The 23,933-nt window shown below is 69.8% G+C and carries 17 protein-coding genes; 10 read left to right on the top strand and 7 right to left on the bottom strand.

Annotated features, from left to right (window positions below; all coding sequences use genetic code 11):
• Positions 1-25 precede the first annotated feature (25 nt).
• The 3 genes from QA861_RS27410 to QA861_RS27400 are packed head-to-tail and all read left to right on the top strand — an operon-like array spanning position 26 to position 3,584.
• Positions 26-1,174 (top strand): alginate lyase family protein, encoded by a 1,149-nt coding sequence (locus QA861_RS27410; RefSeq protein ID WP_334591263.1) that lies wholly within the window; start codon positions 26-28, stop codon positions 1,172-1,174.
• An 11-nt stretch (positions 1,175-1,185) separates the two neighbouring features.
• Complete coding sequence (locus QA861_RS27405) at positions 1,186-2,784, top strand: glycoside hydrolase family 43 protein (protein WP_334591262.1); 1,599 nt, start codon at positions 1,186-1,188, stop codon at positions 2,782-2,784.
• Entirely contained in the window at positions 2,781-3,584 is an 804-nt protein-coding gene (locus QA861_RS27400; RefSeq protein ID WP_334591261.1) for an alpha/beta fold hydrolase, read from the top strand. The genes QA861_RS27405 and QA861_RS27400 overlap by 4 nt, the downstream gene beginning before the upstream one ends.
• Before the next feature lie 305 nt (positions 3,585-3,889).
• Here QA861_RS27400 and QA861_RS27395 read toward each other — a convergent pair whose 3' ends face one another.
• Both QA861_RS27395 and QA861_RS27390 read right to left on the bottom strand, forming a co-directional pair.
• Positions 3,890-5,359, bottom strand: a complete 1,470-nt coding sequence (locus tag QA861_RS27395) for an APC family permease (RefSeq protein WP_334591260.1) — start codon at positions 5,357-5,359, stop codon at positions 3,890-3,892.
• 74 nt (positions 5,360-5,433) lie between these two features.
• Entirely contained in the window at positions 5,434-6,168 is a 735-nt protein-coding gene (locus QA861_RS27390; protein WP_334591259.1) for a FadR/GntR family transcriptional regulator, read from the bottom strand.
• Positions 6,169-7,025: 857 nt separating this feature from the next.
• Here QA861_RS27390 and QA861_RS27385 point away from each other — a divergent pair.
• Entirely contained in the window at positions 7,026-8,480 is a 1,455-nt protein-coding gene (locus tag QA861_RS27385; protein WP_334591258.1) for an amino acid permease, read from the top strand.
• 449 nt (positions 8,481-8,929) lie between these two features.
• On the opposite strand, the gene QA861_RS27380 is transcribed toward QA861_RS27385, so the two are convergent.
• Genes QA861_RS27380 through QA861_RS27370 form a run of 3 tightly spaced genes read right to left on the bottom strand, consistent with a single transcriptional unit; the run spans position 8,930 to position 12,776 of the window.
• Positions 8,930-10,147: a hypothetical protein gene (locus QA861_RS27380; protein WP_334591257.1), complete on the bottom strand. Its 1,218-nt coding sequence runs from the start codon at positions 10,145-10,147 to the stop codon at positions 8,930-8,932.
• Entirely contained in the window at positions 10,144-12,252 is a 2,109-nt protein-coding gene (locus tag QA861_RS27375; RefSeq protein ID WP_334591255.1) for a DEAD/DEAH box helicase, read from the bottom strand. Before QA861_RS27375 ends, QA861_RS27380 begins: the two co-directional genes overlap by 4 nt.
• Positions 12,147-12,776, bottom strand: a complete 630-nt coding sequence (locus tag QA861_RS27370) for a hypothetical protein (RefSeq protein WP_334591254.1) — start codon at positions 12,774-12,776, stop codon at positions 12,147-12,149. The genes QA861_RS27375 and QA861_RS27370 overlap by 106 nt, the downstream gene beginning before the upstream one ends.
• A 699-nt stretch (positions 12,777-13,475) precedes the next feature.
• Between QA861_RS27370 and ltrA the strand changes: the two genes are divergently transcribed.
• Entirely contained in the window at positions 13,476-14,939 is a 1,464-nt protein-coding gene (ltrA, locus tag QA861_RS27365; protein ID WP_334590906.1) for a group II intron reverse transcriptase/maturase, read from the top strand.
• Between the two features lie 112 nt (positions 14,940-15,051).
• Here ltrA and QA861_RS27360 read toward each other — a convergent pair whose 3' ends face one another.
• Together QA861_RS27360 and QA861_RS27355 are read right to left on the bottom strand one after the other, a co-directional pair.
• Complete coding sequence (locus QA861_RS27360) at positions 15,052-15,312, bottom strand: hypothetical protein (RefSeq protein ID WP_334591253.1); 261 nt, start codon at positions 15,310-15,312, stop codon at positions 15,052-15,054.
• A 12-nt stretch (positions 15,313-15,324) separates the two neighbouring features.
• Positions 15,325-16,632, bottom strand: coding sequence for a phosphorylase family protein (locus tag QA861_RS27355; RefSeq protein WP_334591252.1), 1,308 nt, complete (start codon positions 16,630-16,632; stop codon positions 15,325-15,327).
• Positions 16,633-16,921: 289 nt separating this feature from the next.
• Here QA861_RS27355 and QA861_RS27350 point away from each other — a divergent pair, with 289 nt between their 5' ends.
• The 5 genes from QA861_RS27350 (at position 16,922) to QA861_RS27330 (ending at position 23,909) form a co-directional block, all read left to right on the top strand.
• Positions 16,922-18,103: an ROK family protein gene (locus tag QA861_RS27350; RefSeq protein WP_334591251.1), complete on the top strand. Its 1,182-nt coding sequence runs from the start codon at positions 16,922-16,924 to the stop codon at positions 18,101-18,103.
• Between the two features lie 2 nt (positions 18,104-18,105).
• Complete coding sequence (locus QA861_RS27345; protein WP_334591250.1) at positions 18,106-18,243, top strand: hypothetical protein; 138 nt, start codon at positions 18,106-18,108, stop codon at positions 18,241-18,243.
• Positions 18,244-18,379: 136 nt separating this feature from the next.
• A complete protein-coding gene (locus QA861_RS27340; protein ID WP_334591249.1) occupies positions 18,380-20,179 on the top strand; it encodes an alpha-galactosidase D in 1,800 nt (599 codons plus the stop codon).
• A gap of 33 nt (positions 20,180-20,212) precedes the next feature.
• Entirely contained in the window at positions 20,213-22,630 is a 2,418-nt protein-coding gene (locus QA861_RS27335) for a glycoside hydrolase family 95 protein (protein WP_334591248.1), read from the top strand.
• 4 nt (positions 22,631-22,634) lie between these two features.
• Positions 22,635-23,909, top strand: coding sequence for an SGNH/GDSL hydrolase family protein (locus QA861_RS27330; protein WP_334591247.1), 1,275 nt, complete (start codon positions 22,635-22,637; stop codon positions 23,907-23,909).
• Positions 23,910-23,933 lie beyond the last annotated feature (24 nt).

The following is a 23,933-nucleotide window of genomic DNA, read 5'->3' as shown; positions in this document are numbered from 1 at the left end:
AACGCCGAGTGAAAGATGAAGACCCATGGCCGAGGCACAGCCCACCGCGCCCGGTTCCCCGAGCCGCCGCCGTTTCCTGCGGATCACCGCCGTCGGTACCACGGCGGCTGCCACCGGCCTCGCCGCGATCCCCGCGGCGGACGCCCTGACCTCCTTCATCCACCCCGGGGTGCTGCACAAGCTCTCCGACATCCAGCGGATGAAGACCCGGATCGCGGCCGGCACCGAACCCTGGCTCAGCGGCTGGAACGTGTTCAGGGCGAACGCGTACTCGCAGTCGGCCTACGCCATGGCGGGCCCCCGCACGACCATCGACCGTGGTACCACCGAGGTCGGCAACTGGGAGTTCTGGAACGACTGCAACGCGGCCTACCAGAACGCCCTGATGTGGAACCTGACGGGCACCACCGCCCACGCCGCCAAGGCGCTGCAGATCATCAAGGCCTGGTCGTCCACGCTCACCTCGATCACCGGCAAGGACGCCCAACTCGCGGCGTCCATCTACGGTTTCAAACTCGCGGCGGCAGCCGAGCTGATGCGGTACACGGCACCCTCGGGCAGCTGGTCCGCTGTCGAGATCACCCAGACGGAGAACCTCTTCAGATACGTACTCGCGCCCCTGGTGAGGACGTTCGGCGACGCCGGCTGGGGCACCAACTGCATCAAGGCCATGATGGCGTTCGGGGTGTTCTGCAACGACACCTCCCTCTACAACGCAGCCGTCGACGCCTTCCACCTGCACGACTGCTGCAAGATCAGCCGGGTGATCAGGGACTCCGGCCAGTGCGTGGACAGCGGCCGCGACCAGGCCCACACCCAACTCATCCTGGGCAGCATGGCCGAGGCCTGTGAGATCGCCTGGGTCCAGGGCCAGGACCTGTACTCCGCCTCCGCCAACCGCCTGCTGACCGGGTTCGAGTACACCGCGAAGTACAACACCGGCAACGATGTCCCCTACGCCGTGTGGGGTTCCTGCAAACTCACGTTCAACTCCATCTCCACCGTCGAGCGCGGCAACCTGCGCCCCATCTACGAGATGGCCTTCAACCACTACGTCAAGCGCCGCAGTCTGCCCGCCCCCTGGACGAACACGGCCATCGGGAGGATCCGCCCGGAGGGGGCGGCTTTCCAGTGCGACCACGTGGGCTTCGGCACCCTGCTGTTCACCCTCTGAGCGGAGCTTCCGTGATCCACAACCCCGTCCTGCGCGGCTTCGAACCCGACCCCGTGATCCTCCGGGTCGGCGACGACTTCTACATCGCCACCTCCACCTTCGAGTGGTACCCGGGCGTCCGGATCCACCACTCCCGGGATCTGGTCAACTGGCGGTCGCTGGGCGGGGTTCTGGACAGCCGGCGGCTGCTCGACCTGACCGGCGTCCCGGACTCCGGCGGGATCTGGGCACCTGGACTGTCGTACGCGGGCGGTCTGTTCCACCTCGTCTTCACCGTCGTCGACACGTACGCGGAGGGGTGGAAGGACCTCCCCAACTACGTCACCACGGCCTCCTCGATCGAGGGGCCGTGGTCCGACCCGCTCCCGCTGCACGGCCGGGGCTTCGACGTTTCGCTGTTCCACGACGATGACGGCGACGGGCGCAGCTGGCTGCTGAACATGCGCTTCGACTGGCGCCCGGACCGTGAGGGCTTCGCCGGGATCGAGATCCAGGAGTACGACCGCGAGAGCCGGACCCTGGTCGGAGAACCCCGCACCATCTCCACCGGAACCTCCGCCGGGGTGGCCGAGGGCCCGCATCTCCACCGTCGCGACGGCTGGTACTACCTGGTGCACGCGGAGGGCGGCACGGGTTACGAACACGGCGCGGCCGTGGCCCGCTCCCGTGACCTGTTCGGCCCGTACGAAACCGACCCGGCCGGCCCTCTGCTCACCTCCCGCGACGACCCGTCGCTGGAGCTGCAGAAGGCCGGGCACTGCTCCCTCGTCGAGACGACGGCGGGCCAGTGGTACGCCGCCCACATCGTCGCCCGCCCGCACACGGAGCGGGGCCGGTGCGTACTCGGCCGGGAGACCGCGCTGCAGCCGGTGACCTGGACCGACGACGGCTGGCCACGTATCGCGGGAGCCGTCCCCGCAGTCACGGTGCCGGCTCCCGCGCTGCGCCCCGCGCCCGTTCCCGAACCACCGGTGCACGACCGCTTCGACACTCCCGCCCTCCGCCCCGACTGGTCCACCCTGCGCCGCCCGGCCGGGGACGACTGGATCGAGCCCGCACCGGGCCGGCTGCGCATGCGGGGCGGCCAGTCGCCGGTGGGCCGCCGCAGGCCCAGTCTGCTCGCCCGGCGGGTAACCGCCGCGCGCTGTTCCTTCGAGACCAGCCTCACCTTCGCGCCCCGCACCCCCGACCACATGGCCGGTCTGACCGCCTACTACAACACCCGCAACTGGCACTACCTGTACGTCACCGCCGAGGACGACGGCTCACCCGTTCTGCGCGCACTGAGCTGCGAGGCCGGACGCCTCACCGCACACCAGCCGACGATCCCGCTCGAGCCGGGACGCGTGGTCGTCCTGCGTGCCGAACTCGACGTGCCCGTCCTGCGTTTCTCGTACGACACCGGTCGGGGGGCTGAGACCCTGCCGATCGAACTCGACGCCACCGTCCTCTCCGACGAGCACGCCGACGAGTTCCACGACGGGCAACTGCGCGTTCTCGGCTTCACCGGCGCCATGCTGGGGCTGTGGGCGCAGGACCTCGACGGCACCGGCGTCCACGCGGACTTCGCCTACGCCACCTACCGGACCTTCCAGGACGGCCGCGCATGACGACCTTCGACCTCGGGCGCCTCCGCCTCTTCTGCACCGCTCTCGGGTCCGACCGGGCGGCGCCGTTGCTCCTGGTGCACGGCTGGGGCGGAGACGGCCGGGAGTGGTCCGTGCACGCCGAAGCGCTCGCCGACCGGTTCCGCGTGATCGTCCCCGACCTGCGCGGGCACGGCCGCTCGGGAGTACCCGAGGAGGGCAACACCCCGGCGGAGATGGCCGACGACCTCGCCGCGCTGCTCCGGCGCCTGGACACCGGGCCGGCGATCGCCGTGGGCCACTCCATGGGCGGTCAGGTCGTCAACCTGCTCGCGGTACGGCATCCGGAACTCGTCCGCTCGGTCGTCGCCCTCGATCCGGCTCACGGCGCACACGGGGCGGAAGTGGAGGAGATCCCGGCCCGCCTGGCGGAATACCGGCAGCGCGGGGCCCGCGCGGCGGCCGGCTTCATCGTCGGCGCCTTCCGCGCAGGTGCTCCGGCCGGACTGCGCACGGCTCATGTCCGCACCATGCTCGGTACGCCGGATCACGTCATCGCCCAGTCGTACGCCGGCATGTACACCGACCCCGGCGCGGTCGGTGTCCGCCCGCACAGCGAGGCGTATCTGCGCCACCGTACGCAGCCCGCGCTCACCGTGTGGACTTCGGCGCAAGCAGCCGCCTGGGAACGCGGCACCCTGCACGTGCCCGGTTCCCGCGTCGAGCACTGGCCCGACACCGGGCACTACCTGCACGAGGAGCAGCCTGGACGCACGGCGCGCCTGGTCGAGGACTGGGCGCTGGGCGACCGAGAGAACGGATGACGGGCGCAAGGCCCCTTCACCGGCCCAGCGTGCAGAAGCCGCCGGGCAGCCCGCCGACGCCTCGCCGTGCCGTAGTCCGTCCAGCCGGTCTCTCACGCACATCGCCGTCGTGCCGCCCGGGTTGCTCGCCGGCGCGATCTACGCGGTCAGAGAGGGGACTCGAGTCGCTCCACGTCGCGCGACTGCGAGGGACGGTGATGAGGGCCCTCGCCGAGGACACTGCCGCTGCGAGGACGCGGGCGTGCGGGTGAGCAGCCGGGCGCCCTCCCGCGGACGGTCGCTCGCCTTGCGCCGGTCCACCGGGTTCAGTCCGCGTCGGCGACGACCGAGCCGACGCGTTCGGCCAGAGTCGGATCGCGGCGGACAAGGAGGGCCGCGTAGCCGATGGCCGCGAGCAGGGCGGCCAGCGCCGCGTAGGGGAACCAGTTGTACGGGGCGGGCTGGCCGGGCTTGGCGAGGTAGTACAGCGGGACCAGGATGGCCAGGGTGCCGAGCGCGGGCAGCAACAGGTGCCGGACCAGACTGAACTCCTGCGGCCGGTACCTGCGGTAGTACAGCGGCAGGGCGATGTTGGAGGCGAGGTAGACCAACAGGATCAGGATGGTGCCGAGGGTCGAGGACTCGGTGAAGAAGACCACCGGGTTCATCGAGCCGTCGCCGGATCCCAGCAGGTGGCCCAGACCCCACCCTCCGATGATCAGCAGAGCGGTGGCGGCGAAGGTGATGATCGCGTTGTTCGGGGTGCGACGGGTGGGGTGCACATAGCCGAAGAAGGACGGGAGCAGTCCCTCGCGTCCGGCGTTGAACACCAGGCGGGCCTGGGAGTTGATGCCGGCGATCAGCACGCCGAGCGTGGAGGTCAGACCGCCCAGATAGGTGAGGAACGCCAGCGCGCCGAGGGTGTGCTGGGCCACCTCGACGAAGGGGATCGGGGAGGCCCCGAGCCTGTTCACGTCGTAGCCGAAGCCGGTCACGGTGGCGTAGGAGAAGAGAACGTAGCTCACCGTCATGATCGCGATGGAGGAGAACACCGCGCGGCCCACGTTGCGCCGCGGATTCTCCGTCTCCTCGGCGAGCGCGGCCGAGTTCTCCCAGCCGACGAACAGGTACACCGCCAGGGGGAAACCGGCGGCCAGCCCCCTGAAGCCGTGGCTGATGTGGCTGGGCAGGAACGGATCGAGGGACAGAGAGCCGCGGTGTTCCACGAGCGCCGCGACCGAGACGACGGCCAGGACCAGCATTTCCACGCCGAAGAAGTAGCCGGCCCACTTGGTGGACACGACGATCCCGCGCAGCATCAGCCCCACGGCCAGCCCGGTGAGCAGCAGTGTCCAGATGATCCACGGCAGGTCGACGCCGGTGTAGTGGTACAGGGTGATCTGCACGAACCCGCCGGAGATGGCGATGACGGAAGCCATCGCGATGATGTAGCCGAGTCCCGCCAGCAGTGCCGTGGTCACCGCGCTGACCGGTCCGAAGGTCTTGCCCACGAAGGTGGTGAAGCTGCCCGCCGAGGGGTGCGCCCGGGAGAACTCCGCCAGCGTGTTGCCGAGCAGCGCGACCGCGATGCCCGCCGCGACGATGGTCAGCGGTGACGCCACGCCCGCCGTGGTGGACAGGAAGGCGAAACCGAAGAAGAAGCTCATGGCCGGGCCGACGTTGGCCATCGTGGCGGCGGCGATGTCCGCCATGCCGAGGACGCCGCCACGCAGCCGCTGGGGCGCGTCGCCGACGGGACCCGGCGGGGACAGCGGGCCTGTTCCGGGGTCGGGCATGGCGGCAACTCCTTGTGCGGTGGTGGCCTGATGGGTGCGCGGGTTCTCGACGGCCGGACCGGCACGATCGGGCGTCAGAGGTGTCGGGAACGCTGGTGTGCCTTCACCGCCTGCACGGCCGGATCGGTCGCACCCCGGCCCAGTTCGGCGAGCAGTTCGGCGTGGCAGTGGTTCTGCGCCCGTACCACCGCGGGATGCGGTACGGGCAGCAACAGGCAGAGCCGGCCGAGCAGATCCGCGGCGAACTCGCGCATTCCGCCACCGCCGAGCGTCTCCGCGAGGTCCAGGTGGAAGCGGGCCTCCAACTCGGCCAGCCGGGCCGGGTCGTCGGTCAGTTCCATCTCCTCGACCAGTGCCCGAAGCCCCTCCAGTCGCTCGGCCGGGACCTCTCCCGAGCTGTGCGCCACGAGGCCGCATTCGAGCAGCAGATGGAAGGCGTCCAGCGAAGCGGCCTCCTCGGCGTCGTGCATCACGGCTACGACGGTGTCCCAGTCCCGCGCGACGAAGGTTCCGCCCGCCCGTCCGCGCCGGCGGTCGAGCAGGCCGTCCTGGCACATGCCTTCCAGCGCGCGACGGACGGTGATCTCGCTGATCCCCAGTTCCTCGGCGAGGACCCCGGCATCGGGGAGTCGGTCCCCGGGCTGCACGGAGCGCAGACGTACCCGGAGAGCGATCCTCGACCGGACGAGATCGGATCCGCTCTGGCCGCCGCCGGGCAGGGCGCGGGCGTGTCCTACGCCGGTGACCGACGTCGTCCGAGCCGGGCCCGGCTGGTTGTAGGGCCCGAACTTGCCCGCTGCGTTCACCACGACGCCACCCTAACGGCCTGCTGAACGCGGTCGCGGCACGCGACGGTCGCGGTCCGACGCGCCGGGTCGGGTCCGGCCGGTGGCCTCGACCGGCCGGGTCGGACACCGTGGTGCGGGGGCGGTCTCACGCCGGTCGGTGTCCTGCGTGTCCCGCGTCTGGTTCTCGCCGGACGCCCTGCCGGGGGCGGGCGTGCGCGGGACCCGGGGGAGCGGAAAGGGCGGCCGGTGGTTCCCGCGACGACGCCACGGTGTGGTGCATGGGGGCTCCCAGCGCGGTGTCGGGGTCGTCGGAGGAGGTTCCGGCGCAGCCCGAGAAAGCCGGGCGACGGCATGGCGCGGGTGTCGCGCCGGGAGCTGCGGGCCGCGCTGCAGGAAAAATTAGAGCAAGGTGAACAGTTAAACAAGACCCTGCTGCGGCCGGTCCGTGAGTGCGGGGAGGCGGTCGGGTCGGCAGTCGGGTGATCATGTCCCTGAGCAGGGGATTCGTGCCCCGTGGGCGCGTGTGCGGGGTGCGTCGACGGGGGCGCGAGGGCGTGTCCGGGAGGTGCTGGCGCCCCGGGAGACGGCGCGCGGATGCCGTCGGTCGGACGACCGGGCCTCTTGTTTTTTTTGATCGCCGTGAACTATTTTCCTGAACGTCACCGACGACCGAAGCGGCAGACACCGGGTTCGGCGGCCGTGATCCACCATGCCCTCCCCGCGACCGTGATCGCCACCCCTGACCCGGCTCCGCCTCCGACCCGGCCCGCTCCCGACTCGGCACCCCCGCACGCCTCGCCCGGCGGAATCCGTACGGCCATCCCCGTCCGATCTCGCCGGAACCGTCCCCTGTCCCCGCCAGCCCCCTGGATGTCGAGATGACAACACGTCCCCCTGTCACCGCCCCCGACAAGGTGCCCACCGCCGAAGGCGCCCCAGCAGGACCCGGCCTGCAGGCCGGGTTGAAGAACCGTCACCTGTCGATGATCGCGATCGGCGGTGTGATCGGCGCGGGCCTGTTCGTCGGCTCCGGCTCGGGCATCGCCGCCGCGGGGCCCGGCATCCTCGTGTCGTACGCACTCGTGGGCGCCCTGGTCGTGCTCGTGATGCGCATGCTGGGTGAGATGGCCGCCGCGAACCCGACCTCCGGTTCCTTCTCCGCCTACGCGGACCGCGCGCTCGGCCGCTGGGCCGGGTTCTCGATCGGCTGGCTGTACTGGTTCTTCTGGGTCGTGGTGCTCGCCGTGGAGGCGACCGCCGGCGCGAAGATCCTGGAAGGCTGGATCCCGGGCGTGCCGCAGTGGGCCTGGGCCCTGATCGTGATGATCGTGCTGACCGTCTCCAACCTCGCCTCGGTCGCCTCCTACGGCGAGTTCGAGTTCTGGTTCGCCGGGATCAAGGTCGTCGCGATCGCCGCGTTCATCGGGGTCGGCCTGCTGGCGGTCTTCGGGATCCTGCCGGGCACGCACAGCGACACCGCGGGCCTGTCCAACCTCACCGCGCACGGCGGCTTCCTGCCCAACGGACCCGGCAAGATCCTCACCGGTGTGCTGATGGTCGTCTTCTCCTTCATGGGCAGCGAGATCGTCACCCTGGCGGCCGGAGAGTCCGAGGACCCCCAGCGCGCGGTCACCAAGGCCACCAACAGCGTCATCTGGCGGATCGGCGTGTTCTACCTCGGCTCGATCTTCATCGTGCTGACCCTGCTGCCCTGGAACTCCCCGGCCATCACCAAGGACGGCTCGTACGTCGCCGCACTGGACTCGCTGGGCATCGCGCACGCCGGGCAGGTCATGAACTTCATCGTGCTCACCTCCGTGCTGTCCTGCCTGAACTCCGGTCTGTACACCGCCTCCCGCATGGCCTTCTCCCTCGGCCGCCGGGGCGACGCCCCCGCCGCCTTCGGTCGCACCAAGCGCCAGGGCGTGCCGCAGACCGCGATCCTCGCCTCGGTCGTCTTCGGCTTCGTCGCGGTCTTCTTCAACTACGCCTGGCCCGACACCGTCTTCCTCTTCCTGCTCAACTCCTCCGGTGCCATCGCCCTGTTCGTCTGGCTGGTCATCAGCTTCTCGCAGCTGCGCATGCGCCGGATCATCCAGGCGGAGTCGCCGGAGAAACTCGTCGTGCGCATGTGGCTCTTCCCGTATCTGACCTGGGCCACGATCGCCCTGATCGTGTTCGTACTCGGCTACATGCTCACCGACACCGCCTCCGGCGGCGGCCGGGACCAGGTGGTCCTTTCCACGCTGGTGGCCGCGGGTGTGGTGGCCCTCGCGCTGATCCGCCAGAGGCCGTCGCGGAAGGCCCGGCAGAAGGTGACCAGCTCCTCGTAGCAGAAGGTGAACCTGCCCCTCGTAGGAGACCGGTCCGCCCCGGACCGCCCCTACCGCCGGTGACGCGGCTCTCCCTCGCGTCACCGGCTTCGCCGCTGCACCCGTCACGCGGGGACAGTGTGTTCCACGAGGGCAAGTGACTGAAGGAGACCCTCGACCTGAGCCGGTGCGATCGTCACTGCCTTCGTCCGGAACCGCCCGCGTGGAGTTGGGCAAAGACAGGCGGCGTCGCGACGGCCGCCAAGTCTCGATCCACCGATGTGGTCTGAGGGTGATGTTCACCGCGAGCCCGCCGTGCCGTCTCCTAGTACTTGACGATCATGTGGACGGGCCCTGCTGACCCGTGGAGCCGGGCGGGTCTCTTGGTTGCTGACGTCGGCCCGGCTCGGCCGTTGTTCGAGATGGGGGTGGCCGCGAAAGCTCGGCGAGCAGGAGCCGGCCGGAGTCGATCACGTTCGTTCATCCACCAGCCGGGCCAATCGGGCCTCGAGGCCGCTGAGCCCAGTTTTCTCGGCGCCGCTGCGGAGCCGGGACAAGTCGGGTGCCTCCAGGCGCAGTTGGAGGGCCAGGCGAGCGACAAGTTCCTCCGCTTCCTGCCGAGTGATCTGCTGACGTGAGCCCATACGTTGGTCCAGGCGGTCAAGGAGTGCGAGCTTGCGTGGTGTCTCCTCTGGGCACCACACGCGGAAGAAGCGGCTGCCCGCCATGCGGTAGCTGCCGATACGGGACACCGGGATCCCCTTCTCGCCGAAGGCGCTGGGGGGCAGCGAGACCGACCAGATGCCGTCCTCGTCCTGTTCCGGGGCAACCGAGTCGAGGCCCTGCTCGCGGAGCCACCTCCGGGCGGACCGCAGGACGCGCTCGTCCGCCTCCTCGCCCGTCTCCTCGTTGTCGAGAGCGCTGATCAGCTCCGGGCTGCGGGTGCAGAGCTCGCTGAGCTCCGGGTCGTGAGCGCTCCCCGCATCCGCCTGGCCGTAGACCAGGAGTCCCTTGCGGCCGCGCACCAAGTAGACGGGCAGGAAGACAACCGTCTCCTCCAGGGCGTCCAGGGCGTCCAGTGCGACGGGCAGATTGAACCGAGCCCGGTCCTTTCGGTCCTTGAGGCGCTCCAGGGCTGAGCGATCGAACCCGGATGTCACGGTAATGGGTGCGAAGCGCGGATAGTGGTCGGCCTTTGTCACCCTGGCCAGTTCGTCACCGGAGAGAAGGGTCACGACCTCTTCGTCGTAGTGGCCTCGGGTCAGCGGGGCGCAACTCAGAGCCTCGAAGTACAGCTTGCGGCGGTCCTGGCGGGTGACCACGTAGCGGATGTCGTCGTCCACGGAACGCTGTCCCAGCGGCGTCAGGGACAGTCGGCCTCCGGACTCCTCCCGCACGTGGCCGATCGCGGTCAGGAAGCGTACGGCCTGGGCGACCAGGGCATGGTCCAGGGCGAAGAACGTGGCGAGTTGGTCCACGGTGTGCAGGGCGCAGTGGCGCAACCCGCGCTCCAGAAAGCGGTCGATGAGGAAGAAGTCCTCGCCCTCGGTGACATCGGCGCGGATCTCCACCTGCCAGACGGGCAACAGCAGAGCGTAGAGCCGGGTGGGCACGATGCCCTGGCCGAAAGCGGCGTCCTCCAGGACTCGCTCCTGAGGGAATCTCATCAGGCGGGGAGCGGTCGTCACGGGCGGCCTCCCTCCGCGTACAGGTCGGCGGCTTCGCCGGTGTCCTGTACGGCTTCGTCGAGGGCCGCCATCACATCCCGGTACTCCCGCAGATCGCCGCGGCCGAGCAGATGCCGGTGCAGGTCGTCGATGAGAGTGCGGAAGCCGGCATCGTTCGCACGGAGCAGAGTGCTCAGGTCACCCGTAAGGACCAGTTGGCTCTTGGCACGCGTGAAGGCGACGTTGGCGCGGCGCAGCTCCTTGAGAAAGCCGATCCGGCCCTCGGGATTGCTGCGCGTGAAGCCGTACAGGACGACGTCGCGTTCCCCGCCCTGGTAGGAATCGACGCTGCCGACCGAGGCATCCGCAAGCTGGGAATCACCGATCAGCGGGGTCAGGTGGCGGACGACCTCCGCACGCTGCGCCAGGTAGGGGACGATCACCACCCACTCGGAACCCCGGCGGTGGTAGAAGGCGGCGAGCCTGGCCAGGAGACGCGCTTCACAGGTGTTGAAGGGGCCCTTGCGGCCGCGACCCTCGGCATGATGGCTCCCCGACTCGCGACGTACGCGGTCGGGCAGCGCGGCTGTGTCGACGAAGGCCATCGGGCTTGCGAACAAGGGGTCGGTGTGCCGGTGGTCCTTCTCCGTGAGCAGTTCTCCCCGGTAGAAGGCGGCCGAGATGAAGTCGGCGATTTCGGCGGGCATCCGGCGTTGGCGGGTCAGCCGCACGACGTGGGAGGAGGGCAGTCCCGCCCGCAGGCGTTCCAAAGCGCTCTGTGACAACAGCCGGACCAGTTGGGGGTCGCCGACGCCCTGGGCCCACTCGTCCACCTCGGGGTCGCGGAAGGGTGGCAGTTGCCGGTCGTCACCGACCAGAACGCCACGGCGGACCCGGGCCAGCGGCACCAGTGTGTCCGCGACGCCGATCTGGCCGGCCTCGTCGACGATTCCCAGGTCGAACTCGACACCGGACAGTTCAGCGCGGGATGCGGCGCCGATGCAGGTGGCGCCGACCACCTGGGCGTAGCGGACGAGTTCGGGAACCAACTGGCCGGGGTCCTGGCCGATGGCGGCTTGCCACTGCCGGGTGAGTTCGGCGCGTTGCGAAAGGAGTGGCAGCCATGCCTCCAACCGCCCGTGCAGGATGTGCAGCGCGGTCGTCGCGTCGGCCGGATCCCGCAACCGAGCGGGTGTAGAAACGCCCGGCACGGCTGAGCTCAGCGAGTGGACGGCCATGTCGGCGGCTTCGTAGGCAGATTGCAGGCTTTCGCCGACCCGGCGTTCTGCCAACTGACATGTCGTCCGGGCCGCGCCGACAGCAGCGTCCTCGCGGACCGCCCGCTCCGCCTCGCCGGCCGCTGCTTCGGTCTGCCGGCGCAGTTCGGGTCCGAGGACCGTGAGTCGCTGGATCTCGGCTTCCACCGTGGTGAGTTCCTCTTCCCCGCGGCGAGCCCGGGAGCGGTGCAGCCGACCGGTGAAGAGGGCGTTGGACCGGAGCCGTTCGGACCGTACTTTCTCCTGGAGCCACGAGGCACGCTCGGTCAGCGACTGCAGGGCCGACGCCCGTTCCCGCTCCTCGTGCTGGAGCGCCGCCAGCCGTGCCTGGGCCGGTGCGGCGGCTGTTCGGATCGCATTCTGCAGACTCAGGGCCGCGACCTTGGCCTCCTGCACCAGGCCGTCGACCTGGTGGACTCGCGTGGCGAGTTCGGCTGTCCACGGTTCGACTGCCGCTGCCTCTCGGTAGGCCTGTGTCCCCTGGGCCATAGTGTGTCGGATGCCTTCGGAGAGGTTCTCCGACTGTTCCTCCAGGAGCAACGGTTTGACGTCGGCGTGGACCTTGCTCTCGTCCCCGACCCGGACCACCACGAGATCCCGTGGCAGCCGGGCCAGCACGTTGTCCACCGCGCGATTGGTGTGCGAGGTGACGAGGACCCGGCCGCTGTCGGCGGTGGCCGTCATCGCGCTGGTGCGGGCGATCTCGGTGATGGTCCGGGTCTTGCCGGTGCCGGGCGGCCCGATCACCACCAGCAGGTCCTCGGTGGCCAACGCCTTGCGGAACGCGTCGAGTTGTTCGGGGTCGAGTTTCTCGTGCGGCTGTGCGGTTGTGGCTGGGATCGCACGCACATGGTGCTCGACCACAGCTGGGAGGAGGCCCGCGTTCCTGGTGCCCCACGTGCGGAGGCCTGTCGCTGCTTGTTGAAGATCACGCTGCTCGGGATGAGTTCCAGAGCACCGCGCGCCGGCAGCCGCTCCCACGACACGGGCTGATCGAAGCGGACAGTGACGGAACGTCCCGCCGCTCGGTTCACTTTCCCCCGGCTCTCCGTGTCGCCCTGTATGCGGACGAAGGCGCCGGCCGGCGGTAGCTCCGGCCCGACGAGGTGGAATTCGTAGACCGACTGCGGAGTGCTGCTGCGCTTGCCTCCTGTGGTCGTGAGGCGCTGATACGGGAACGGGGCGGCCGCGCGCTCCTCCCGGGTGGTGATCTCCTCGGTCGCGTCGATCAGCCGGTCCACCGTGTCGAGGAATTCCGACTGGGCTTCGCTGACGGAAGGCGTTTCCCGCTGCTGCGTCTGTGCTTGGCCAAGGCTCTGCCAGGCCTTCTCAAGGTCCTGCCACTGGGCGTCCGAGCCCTCGGGCACAGCCATCAGTTCGAACACCAGCTGCCAGGACCGCGGGCGCACCAGGAGGCAGGAGCGCGCGAGACGCGCGTGATCGGCGAGGCGGAGCGGATCGATGTGCTTGACGAGGTGTGCGCCGTGAGGCGCTTGTTGTTCGAGTGGAGGTGAAAGACCACCACCGCCGCGCTGTCGCAGCAGGGCGGTTGAAGCTGGGGGCAGCCTGACCCGGGAGGTGCCGGGGAGGGCGGGAAGCAGCCCTGACAAAGCCGGGACGTGCCAGTACTGCCAGATGGTGCGGGTCCGGCGAGCGAGACGGAGAGGAGTACGCGAGGAACCGGCGTCTACGCCTCCTTAAGGCACGCCAGCTCGAACCTGGTGGATCTGGGCTGGATGCGGTGCGTCCCCGCTGGTTGGTCCGTTGGCGGGGAACTTTCCGCGCGGTCTACTTCGGTCGCGCGGGGAGGCCACGGTGAAGTGCTGCGGGGTAGCCGTGGCGAGGCCGCGGGGGCATAGCCGGGCTCCTACTCCGACGATCGAACAGCGAGTGAACACGGGAACCGTCCCGGCCCCCGCCCTCAAACCGCGCCTCCAGCACGGCGGATGGGCTGGGTCCATCGTCGGCCGATCGGGCCGGGACGGGGCGGAGCCGCCGTAGTACTCCGAGCCGGGGAGAGCCCGGCACATGGGGAAGGGCGGCAGCGGTTTCGAGAAGGGAAGGAGGCTGCAATGCCGAAAGACGCGCTGCTGAACAGCAGTGCTCCCGAGGCCCCGTTGGGGTCTCACCAGCGGGTATCGGGGATGCAGACCAAGCTTCACCGTTGGGCGGCGGCCGACCATGGCCGCAGGTTCGACGATCTGTTCAACCTCGTATGCGACCCGGCGACGCTGCTCGTGGCGTTCGAACGGGTCGCGGGAAACAAGGGAGCCCGGACCCCGGGCGTCGACGGCCTCACCGTCGTCAACGTTGAACGGGAACTCGGCCTCCCGGGCTACCTGGAGGACCTACGACGCGTACTGAAGACGGGTGAATTTCGCCCGCTGCCGGTGCGCGAGCGCAAGATCCCCAAACCCGGCGGGAGCGGGAAGGTGCGCAAGCTCGGCATCCCGACCGTCTCCGACCGTGTGGTCCAGGCAGCCCTCAAACTGGTGCTGGAGCCGATTTTCGAGGCCGACTTCCTGCCGGTCTCCTACGGTTTCCGGCCCATGCGGCGCGCACACGACGCGATCGCCGAGATCCACCGCTACGGCACCAACGGCTATCGCTGGGTGCTGGACGCGGACATCGAGGCGTGTTTTGACTCCATCGACCACACGGCCCTGCTGGACCGGGTGCGCGCGAGGGTCAAGGACAAGCGTGTGCTGCGGCTGGTCAAGGCGTTCCTCAAGGCCGGCGCCCTCACCGAGGGCGGCGGCCGCGAAGAGACCTTCACCGGCACCCCGCAGGGCGGCATCCTCTCCCCGCTTCTGGCGAACATCGCTCTGTCCGAGCTCGACGAGCACGTGATGGGGCCGTGGGAACCAGGCGGTCGGATGTCCACCAGAGGCAGGCGGGCGCACCACCGTCACCACGGCCGCCCGAACTGGCGCATCGTCCGCTACGCGGACGATTTCGTTGTGCTGGTCGACGGCAGCCGTGACGACGTCGCCCGCCTGCGCGAGGACATCGCCGACGTACTGCACCCTCTCGGGCTGAGGCTGTCACCGGCCAAGACCCAGATCGTGCACATGTCGGACGGGTTCGACTTCCTGGGGTTCCACATCCAGTGGCGCCGCAAGCGAGGCTCGAACAAGTGGTACGTCTACACCTTCATCGCCGAGAGGCCCATCCGGCACTTGAAGGACAAGATCCGTGCCCTGACGAACAGAACGTCGCAGCAGGACCCGGGGACCGTGCTCAAGAGGATCAACTCGATTCTGCGCGGCTGGGTCAACTACTTCAAGCATGCGGTATGCAAGACCACGCTGAAAGCCCTGGACCAGTTCGTATGGCGACGGGTGACCAGCTGGTGGATGGTGCTGCACCGCTGGAGGTGGAAGGACGTCCGCCGACGCTTCACCGACCGCAACGGCCGGTGGCACAGGCTCTCGGCGGACGGGATCGAACTGTTCCCCATGGTCTCGACGGCGGTCACCCGCTATCGCTACCGGGGCAACACGATCCCCAATCCCTGGACACTCAACCACGCTTGAACGGCAGAGACCGTGGAGAGCCCGGTGCGGTGAGAGCCGCACGCCGGGTTCGGCGAGCGGCACGGAGAAACGGACCGATGGCAACACCGGCACCGCGCTCCGTGCCGACTCATCAGCCGGTACCTCGGTTCGTGGCCTCGAGGCGCAAGCGATACGTGCGCGTGTGAACCAGCAACGATGCTTTGTACCTGCCGTTCGCCGGGCTCACACTCACGGCGGCGCCGCCTTCGAGCTGGTTCAGATCGCGGACGATCTGCGACACGTGGGGCGGCATGCCCGCGCTGGATTCAGCTTTGGTACGGAGCTGTTCGTCAAGGCCGCGCCCCGGGACGAGCACCAGTGGAGCCCGCAAGGTGACGGTGGCGATGGACATGGGTGACGCTCCTCAGCGCGGGGGCGGGACTGACATCAGCTCGCGTGCGGCGGCGAGTAGAGCGAGGCGCAGCGTGCGGACGGCTGGTCGGCCCCCTGGGTCCTCCCGCAGGGCCTCGGCGACCGCATGGACAAGACCGTCCGGTACGGAGGCCGAGCCGCGGTAGGGAGGCAGCCCGGGCTCGGGGACGCGGCCGGTCAGCGCGCGGTACAGCAGTGCGCCCAGTTGGTAGACGTCGGTGGCGGGCCCGGGGCGGACGCCGGAGCCGTACCGCTGCTCCGGCGCCTGATAGGGACCGGGGTTCTCGCCCGGCCGTGGTGGCACGGTGGCGAGACCGAAGTCCCGCAGCACCATGTGTGGTCGGTGCATGACGACCACGGTCGGCTGGAGCGCCCGGTGCGACAACCGCTCGCCACTCAGCCGCTCAAGGACCTCGGCAACTTGGGCGAGCCCTCTGACGATTGACCACAGGCGCAGTGGATCCGTCGGCACCGCAGGTTCGGGCAGCAGCTCGTGGAGGGTCTTCAGGGGGCGGCCGAGCTCGGGGTCGCCGGGCCAGGCCAGAGCGAGAGTGGCGGTGTTCCCGCTACGGGTCAGCTGTACGACGTCAGGGCCGCGGAGACCACGGCACAGCCGGGCTTCCTGTTCGAGCGCGGCCAGAGGGTCGAAGCGGCCCGGGCCGGGCAGAGGCCGTGTCCACTCGACCTGGCGCAGCCAGGCGTAGGTGCCGCGGGTGGTGTCCCCGTCAGACACCACCCGCGCCACGGCCTGACGCCGTAGCACGTCGCCGTCCCGCGACTCGTGAAGGAGGTCTCCAGGGCCTTCGTAGAGCAGGTACTCCCGTCCCTCGACCCTGATGACAGGTCGGCTGTCCCAGGCCGCTGGGCCGGGGTCACGGTCGGGGCCGGACACCACGATGACGGCGGGCCCCGGAGGCCGCGCCTGGGCCGGTCGCCCGGCGGGTCGCAGGTCGCGCAGTACTCGCAGTGCGAAGGCCGCGGCGTGCCGCGCCGCGGTCTCCTGGGAGCCGGCGGCGTCGCGCGTGGCCTTGTCCGCGTCGGCGAGGTCGCTGATGCCGCGGATGGAGAGAGCCCGTACCGCGCGGTTCATCCTGGCCGCGTGGGTGACGCCGTGGCTCTCCATGTCGATGGCCACGGCGTCGTTGTAGTGCCGGCGGATCCGGCGGGCCGTCTCCGAGTCACGGAAGCCGAGCAGTACGTCGCCCGAGGCGATCGGCTCGAAGTGGACCCGCGGCGGTGCGGCAGGCCGCGCATCCGGAGGGAGGAAGGCCCATGGTTCGTTGCGTCGGGCGGAGCGCACCAACTGAACCTTCACGGGATCTGAGACCGGATCTTACGACTCCCGGCGGTCATCCCACTCGGCAGATGAAGCGGCAGAAAGGATCACTCTAGCCCGGATGCCCGGTCACCATGGGTTCTTCGTCGCAGACCGGCCGCGACCTGCGGACCCGCACCATCCTCGCCGGAGTCCGGCTGATGTGCGGGGCGCGCGAGGCGCACGGGGTGGGCGCCGGAGCGCGGACAGCGACTTCACAGGAATCCTGCTTCTTTTATTGACAACAGAAAAGAATGAACCGTACGTTCCGGCCATGCGACCGTCGCCCCACTCCGAGACGTTCCCGGCCCATACACCCGCCGCCGCCCAGATCTTCACCATCGTGCTCTCCCACGGCCCGCTCACCCGCGCGGAGATCGCACGGCGGGCCGCACTGTCCCCCGCGGCGGTGACCAAGGCGGTCCGGCCGCTGATCGAGACGGGATACCTGCTGGAGGACATCGACGAGGAGCACCGGCGGGCGCTCGGTCGACCCGCCAACCCGGTGCGGGTCGACGGTGATCGTGCGCTGTTCCTCGGGGTCAAGGTGACCGGCGACGAGATCATCGCCGTACTGACGGATCTCTGCTGCCGTATCAGGATCGCCCGGCACATCCCGCTCGACGACCGACGGCCCGGGGGTGTTCTCGCCACCCTGAGCGACCTCGTCCTCGAACTGCGCACCGCTGCCGAAGAGTTCGGGGCGCCGGTCAGGGGCATGGGGATCGCCGTCTCGGGCGATGTGGACCGTGCGGAGGGCATGGTGCGGTACTCCCCGTTCCTCGACTGGCGGGACGTCCCGCTCGCCGACCTCGCCGCCATGACCACCGGTCTGCCGGTCACCGTCGACAACGACGTCCGTGCGCTCACCGTCGCCGAACAGTGGTTCGGCGCGGGCGTGGGGCTGTCCGACTTCGCGCTGGTGACGGTGGGCGCCGGCATCGGCTGCGGGCTCGTCGTGGGGGGCCGGGTGGTCTCCGGCGCGCATGGGGTGGCCGGTGAGATCGGGCATCTCTCCCTCGACCCGGCGGGCCCCCCGTGCCACTGCGGCAACCGGGGCTGTGTGGAGGCCATCGCCTCCGACTCGGCGATCGTGCGCGACGTGCGGGCCGAGACCGGGATCGACGTGGCGGACGCTGCCGAGGCCCTGGAACTGGCCCACCGCGGCGATGCCGGAGCCCGTGAGGTGTACGCGCGTGCCGGCGAGGCCATCGGACGGGCCATCGGATCCGTGGTCAATCTGCTCGGACCTGAACGAGTGATCATCTCCGGCGAAGGGCTCGCCGCCTACGACCTGTTCGCCGAGCGGATCAGGGACACCTTCACCGCCTCCGCCTTCGGTGCCGCCGCGCGATGCGACGTCAGGACGCGTCCGCTGCCCTTCGAGGAGTGGGCACGGGGAGCGGCGGCCACCGCCATCCAGTCCTTCATCAGATCAGACACGCCCAAGGAGTAGCGATGTCGTCGCAGAGCCGCTTCACGTCACAGGAACCGGCCGCGGCCGGCCCCGGCGCCCGCCGTGGCGAGCCGGACGGCATGTCCAGGCCAGGGGCCACCGTTCGCCCGAAGACCGTCATCGGACGCGGAGAACGCTGAGGCCCACCGCCTCCTCCCTCTACCCCCGTCTCCCGCCCCGGACGCACCAGTCCCGGGGCGTGATCCCGCACGCCCGCGACCGGGCGTCCCAGCACCGGCAACCCGCACGTCCTTCACCGACCCGGAGGTCACAGTCATGCCGTTGTCCCCCCACCACGCCCACCGCACAGGCAGAGCCCTGCTCGTCCTCGCCCTGACCGCGGGCCTCGCGGCGCTCACCCCCGCCGCCACGGCCACCCCGGTGGCGGACGCCGTCCCCGCGCCCACGACCCGGCCGTACATGGGCTGGACGAGCTGGAGCATGCAGTCGTCCAAGTACCCGGGACTCAACCCGGACGGCGACTACAGCTATCTGACCGAGAAGAACGTGCTGAAGCAGGCCGACGCACTCGCCGCCAAGCTCAAGCCGTACGGCTACGAGTACGTCAACATCGACGCCGGCTGGTGGCGGGACACGGCCTGGAAGCCCCGCTTCGACGGGTACGGTCGACAGGCCGCAGATCCCGGGCGCTTCCCCCGAGGGATGAAGGCCGTCGCCGACGACCTCCACGCCAAGGGGCTGAAGGCCGGCATCTATCTGCCGGCCGGGCTGGAGAAGGAGGCGTACGGCGAGGGCAGGGTGCCTGTGTGGAACGCCGAGGGCTGCACGACCGCCGACGTGGTGTACGGCGACCTGCGCACCACCAACGGGTGGGACAGCGCGTACAAACTCGACTTCTCGCGGCCCTGCGCCCAGAAGTACATCGACTCCCAGGCGCGGTTGTTCGCCGACTGGGGCTACGACTTCCTCAAACTCGACGGTGTCGGCCCCGGCTCGTTCAAGAGCGGGGACAACTACGACAACGTCGCCGACGTCGCCGCATGGCAGAAGGCGATAGCCGCCACCGGACGGCCGATCCATCTCGAACTGTCCTGGTCCCTCGACATCGGCCATGCCGCCGACTGGAAGCGGTACTCCAACGGCTGGCGTATCGACACCGACGTCGAGTGCTACTGCAACACGCTGGTCACCTGGGAGAACTCCGTCGAGGACCGCTGGGACGACACTCCCGCCTGGACCCGCCACGCCGGCCCCGGCGGCTGGAACGACCTGGACTCCCTCAACGTCGGCAACGGCGAGATGGACGGGCTCACCAAGGCCGAGCGGCAGAGCTACGCCACCTTGTGGGCGATCGCCAAGTCGCCCCTCTACACCGGTGACGACCTGACACGCCTCGACTCCTACGGGCTCTCCCTCCTCACCAACAGGGAGGTCATCGCGGTCGACCAGGGCGACACCCCGCCCGCCAGGCCGATCACCCCCTCCGACGACCAGCAGGTCTGGGCGGCGAAGAACTCCGACGGCACCTTCACGGTCGCCCTGTTCAACCTCGGTAACGCGCCCGCTTCCGTCACCGCCGACTGGTCCGCCCTCGGGTTCTCCGGCAAGGCCAAAGTCCGCGACCTGTGGAACCACGAGAACCTCGGCACGTACAAGGACAAGGTCACCCAGGCATTGCCCACGCACGGCTCGCGCCTGTTCACCGTCACCCCGCAGGGTCCTGCCCTGACGAAGACGGCCTACGAGGCGGAGGCGGGGGCCAGCACCCTCAGCGGCAACGCCTCGGTGGCCGGCTGCGGCGCCTGCTCCGGAGCCAAGAAGGTCGGCAATCTCTACCTCGGCGGAAAGCTCACCCTGAACGGGATCAAGGTCGCGAAGGCGGGGCGGTACGTGGTGGACATCGCCTACGTCAGCGGCGACGCGCGCTCCCTACGGATCTCCGCCAACGCCGGGGCCGCCACCGGCCACAAGTTCTCCTCCACGGGCGACTGGGGAACCGTCGAGACGGTGAGCGTGCCGCTCGATCTGAAGGCCGGCACCAACACCATCACCCTAGACAGCGGCGACGGCTACGCCCCCGACATCGACCGGGTCGACGTACCGAACCTGTCCTGACGGCCCACTCGCACGTCGCAAGGGAGCGCATACATGGACACCCCACGCCCCGATTCGCCACCGCCCCACCCCAGCCGACGCGGCCTTCTCTCCTTCGCCGCCGTCTCCGGAGCCCTCGCCGCTCTCGGCGGGACGCCCGCCTTCGCCGCCTCCGCCGCACCCACGAGACCCACCGACTCCCCGATGCTGTCCAAGGGCACCAGCACCGAACTGTGGTGGCAGGCACCCGCCGACGACGGCTCGATGATCACCCAGGGTCTGCCGGTCGGCAACGGCCGCCTCGGCGCGCTCGTGAGCAACGACCCGGGCCGGGAACGGCTGTTCCTCACCGACGCCACCATGTGGACCGGCGGACCCAACAGCACCCTCGACGACGACGGTCAGTTCCCGTACGGCCGCGCGGACTTCGGGTCGTTCACCCTGCTGGGCAAGCTGACCGTCGACATACCCGACCACGACCTCTCGGCCGTCTCCGGCTACCGACGCGCCCTCGACCTCCGCCAGGGACTGGTCACCGCCTCCTACGTGCGCTCCGGTGTGACGTACCGGCGGCAGGTCTTCGCCAGCCTCCCCGACGATGTCGTGGTCCTGCACTTCACCCAGGACGGAGGCGGCCGGTACACCGGCGCCGTCAGCCTGGACGGCACCCACGGTGAGACCACCACGGGCGTACCCTCGGGCCGATACGCCTCCTACGGCGCCGAGTTCCCCAACGGACTGCGGTACGGGGCGGCCGTCACCGCGTACGGGAGCGGAGGAACCGTCGCCGTCGAGGGGGCACGGATCTCGTTCCGGAACTGCGGGAGCCTCACGGTGATCGTCACCGGCGGCACCGACTACGCGCCCGACGCGGCCGCCGACTACCGCGATCCGTCGCTCGACCCGCGAAAACTCGCCCGCGCCAAGGTGCTCGACGCCGCCGAGCACTCCGCGACCACCCTGCTGCACACCCATGTCGCCGACCACCGAAGGCTGTTCGAGCGCATGGATGTGTCCCTCGGTACCTCCACCGCGCTACAACGTGGAATGGACACCTGGGAGCGGATCGGGGCACGTCACACCGATGACACGCCCGACCCCGAACTGGAGGCGTCCTACCTTCAGTTCGGGCGCTATCTGATGATCGCCGGCTCACGCGGCAGTCTGCCGCTGAACCTCCAGGGCCTGTGGCTCGACGGCAACGACCCGGACTGGATGGGCGACTACCACACCGACATCAACCTCCAGATGAACTACTGGATGGCCGACCGGGCTGCCCTGTCCGACTGTTTCGACGCCTTCACCGACTACTGCCTGGCCCAGCTGCCCTCCTGGACCGAGCTCACCCGCACCCACTTCAACGATCCCCGCAACCGCTACCGCAACTCCACCGGGAAGATCGCGGGCTGGACCGTCGCCGTCTCCACCAACATCCACGGCGGCATGGGCTGGTGGTGGCACCCCGCCGGCAACGCCTGGCTGTGCAACTCCCTCTACGAGCACTACGAGTTCACCCAGGACCGAGCCCATCTCGCCCGTATCCACCCGATGCTCAAGGGGGCCTGTGAGTTCTGGGAGGCGAGGCTGCTGACGACGACTGTCACGGACCCGGGCACCGGCGAGACGCGCGAGGTCCTCGTCGCCGACAGCGACTGGTCGCCCGAGCACGGCCCGCTCGACGCCAAGGGCATCACCTACGCCCAGGAGCTGGTCTGGGCCCTGTTCGACAACTACCGCACGACGTGCGGGGTGTTGGGCAGGGACGGTGCGTACGCCCGGACGGTCGCCGGCCTGCAGAAGCAGCTCTACCTGCCTCAAGTGAGCCCGAGAACAGGCTGGTTGGAGGAGTGGATGTCCCCCGACAACCTGGGGGAGACCACTCACCGGCATCTGTCCCCGCTCGTCCAGTTGTTCCCCGGCGACCGGATCCGCCCGGACGGCTCGACGCCCGCTGAGATCGTCGAGGGCGCGACGGCGCTGCTCACCGCGCGCGGCATGGAGAGCTTCGGCTGGGCGAACGCCTGGCGCGGTCTGTGCTGGGCCCGGCTGAAGAACGCCGACAACGCCTACCGGCTCGTCGTGAACAACCTGCGGCCCTCCGCCGACGGCAGCAACGGCACCGCGCCCAACCTGTTCGACATCTACGAGGTCGAGCGAGGCCGGGGCATCTTCCAGATCGACGGCAACTTCGGCACGCCCGCCGCGATGATCGAGATGCTGGTGTACTCCCGTCCCGGCCATGTCGAGCTGCTGCCGGCGCTGCCCGAGGCCTGGTCCGAGTCGGGATCGATCACGGGCGTGGGTGTACGCGGTGGCTTCACCGTGGATCTGAGCTGGCGGGATGGCAGACCGACCGAGGTCACGGTGACGAGTGTCGGCGGTCGCACGACAGCGGTGGCGTACGGGGACAGGTCTCGGAAGGTCACCCTGTCGCCCGGCCGTTCCGTGACGCTGCGCGACCTGGGGCGGTGACTCGGTGCGCCAACACACCGTCAGTGCCGCAGGCGTACTGCGGCGGCTCGCCGTGGCGGTCGTCGCGTCGGCCGCCGCCGCGCAGCTGTTCACCGGACCGGCGACGGCAGCCCCTGCCGCGCGTGCCCCGAGTTCCGTGACTGCCGCGACTGCCACGACGCACGAGATCGTCACCTGGGGTGCGAGCGCCGACCGGATGGGCGAGGCCGCCTCGGACCGTGGTTACCGGCTCGTCGTACGGACCAGTGCGGGCGGAACCCACCTGCGCGTCCGGCTGTCCAACGCCTTCGGCGACCGGCCCCTGACCCTCGGCCGGGGGTACGTGGGTCTACAGAAGGAGGGTGCCGCCCTGGTCCGTGGCAGCAACAGGCCTCTGACGTTCGGCGGGAAGCGGTCCGTCACCCTGCCCGCCGGTGAGACCGTCCTCAGTGATCCGCTGCCCGGACGGCTGCCGGCCGCCACCTCGCTGCTGGTCAGCCTGTACGCCGCCGAGGCGGGCGGCCCGGCGACGGGGCATGGCATGGCCATGCAGACGTCCTACACCTCCGCGGGCGATCACGTTGCGGAGGAGGGCCCGGACAACTGGACCGGCACCACCGGCTCCTGGTTCTATCTGGACGCCGTCACCGTGCGGACAGACTCGGACATCGGTGCGGTCGTCGCGCTGGGCGATTCCATCACCGACGGCTGGCAGTCCAGCACCGGCCTGAACCGGCGCTGGCCGGACTACCTGGCCCGCCGCCTCCAGACCGACGCAGGCGCCGACACCGGCATCGGGGGAGTGGCCAACGAGGGGATCTCCGGCAACAAGGTCCTCGCCGACGGAGCCGGCCAGAGCGCCCTGAACAGACTGGACCGGGACGTGCTCTCCCACCCCGGCGTCCGCACGGTCCTCCTCTTCGAGGGCGTCAACGACATCAAGGCCCACTCCGGTGTCACGGCCGCGGAGCTGATCGACGGCTACCGCCGGATCATCGACCGCGCCCATACGGCCGGCGTGTGCGTCGTCGGGGCCACGGTCGGGCCCTTCAAGGGCTGGTCCGAGTGGGACGCGCCGGCCGAGTCCGTACGCCGGGAGGTCAACGAATTCATCCGTGGCGGCGGCGAGTTCGACGCCGTGGCCGACTTCGACCGCGTCCTGCGCAGCCCCTACGACCATGAGCGGATCCTGCCGTTCTTCGACAACGGCGATCACCTGCACCCCAACGACACCGGTATGCAGGCGATGGCCGACGCGGTGCGGCTGCCGGATCTGGCCTGCGACCGCGACGCTCCCTGAACCCGGCGAGCATGCCCGACGCCC

This window comes from Streptomyces sp. B21-083 (genome assembly GCF_036898825.1).
In the GTDB taxonomy this organism is placed as follows: Bacteria; Actinomycetota; Actinomycetes; order Streptomycetales; family Streptomycetaceae; genus Streptomyces.
Note: the sequence above shows the minus strand (reverse complement) of the source record. Positions and strands in the feature narration are given on the sequence as shown.